Here is a 1,383-nt window from a genome sequence, read left to right as displayed (position 1 = left end):
CGGCGCACCGCCCTCGTTCGTGAGGCGTATATAGTCGCCACCAACCAAAACTGTCAACACCGTTCCCAAATGTTTTTTCGATTTATCGTAGAGATATCCACGGGGCTGAAATTCGTGAGTTGGCTAGGCTGAATTCCCCCGTCGCTTTCACGGTTGTTTATGCGTGGGTTCCCACTTTGACCCGACGCCTGGCATGCTTCGCTTTGAAAACTGCTGCCCGCCCACGGACCTCGCCCGAGCGGCTTTCAGCGCCGATTCTCCAGCAATTCCGGTGTGAGTCGACTGGCGTAGAAGATGTCGAGGGATCAGCACCTGCTCATCCTCGATCACGAAGGCAAATGCTGACCGCCCCCGGCAATCAACAATCCGCGGCCCAGGCATGATATCGAGCCGCTCGGTGCCTCCCTGTGGAAAAGTCGCTAAGCCGAGACAATGGTCCTGGATACCACGACAAGATTCCAGGCGATCGCTGGCGACGGCCGCTCGGCTATATCGTCATGGAGCTGTTCGAGTTCGGCTTGTGCCGGGGGATGAAAGACGATCCGATATTCCGTTCCTACTAGGCCTTCGCCTGCTTCGCGCGATGGCGCGCTTCGAGGCTGGAAAGACCGCTTCAGCTGGAATTCCCTTCGTCGGATTCTGCTGGAAGCCGCCGGGCGTGCGGAATTTCCTCGCGCAACCACTTTTGCCGCTCCGCCTCGAAGTCATCGAGCATGCGTAGGCCGGCGCGGACAACCTCGCTGGCATTGTTGTAGCGGTCTGATTCGAGTTGCCGCTTGATGAATTGCTCATGGTGGTCGTTCAAAGCGTAATTGGGCATGGCACCTCCTGGAAGATATTATGTGGCAGAGGAGCATTCTGCCGCCTCGAACGCGTTTCACCGTCACCACGCGCTCAAGCGGGGTCACCCGATCCGGCAGAATTGAAATAACGATTGGGACAGTTCTGTGGAGCGGAGGGCCGCAGCCCGTGCTACCGGCATCCGAAAGCGTGTGAGGAGACCAGCTGAGTTAAAGCCCAACCGGCCAATCTGTTCATGCTTGGCGGCCATCGATCTTGAACCCCGTCCCCATGGCCTTCGCTGATTTGATTTGTCCCGCGCGTCGGCGGCGCCTTTTTGCGGGTCCTGAACAGAGTGGATCGACTCCACGGCGATCCGGATAGGCAACGGTCCGCCGATTTGGACTCTGGCGGCCGTTTTCTTTGTGAGGTTTTGTTGGCTTGGTTTGGGGGCTGATGGGTTCGAATTTCTGTGCGGAGAGATCGGAACGCGAACGGCCCGCCGGCATAGAGCCAGGCGGGCCGTTTTTGTTTGGTTGCGGGGACAGGATTTGAACCTGTGACCTTCAGGTTATGAGCCTGACGAGCTACCGGGCTGCTCCA

General features: G+C 58.2%; 1 pseudogene. It reads right to left on the bottom strand.

Features of this window, described 5'->3' with window-relative positions:
- Positions 1-559: 559 nt before the first annotated feature.
- Positions 560-820 (bottom strand): annotated as a pseudogene (locus tag LB557_RS31475) (type II toxin-antitoxin system ParD family antitoxin).
- Positions 821-1,383: the final 563 nt, after the last annotated feature.

Source organism: Mesorhizobium sp. BR115XR7A (assembly GCF_020165315.1).
GTDB classification, from domain to species: domain Bacteria; phylum Pseudomonadota; class Alphaproteobacteria; order Rhizobiales; family Rhizobiaceae; genus Mesorhizobium; species Mesorhizobium australicum.
The sequence above is the reverse complement of the archived record's forward strand: the minus strand, read 5'-3'. Positions and strand labels throughout refer to the sequence as shown.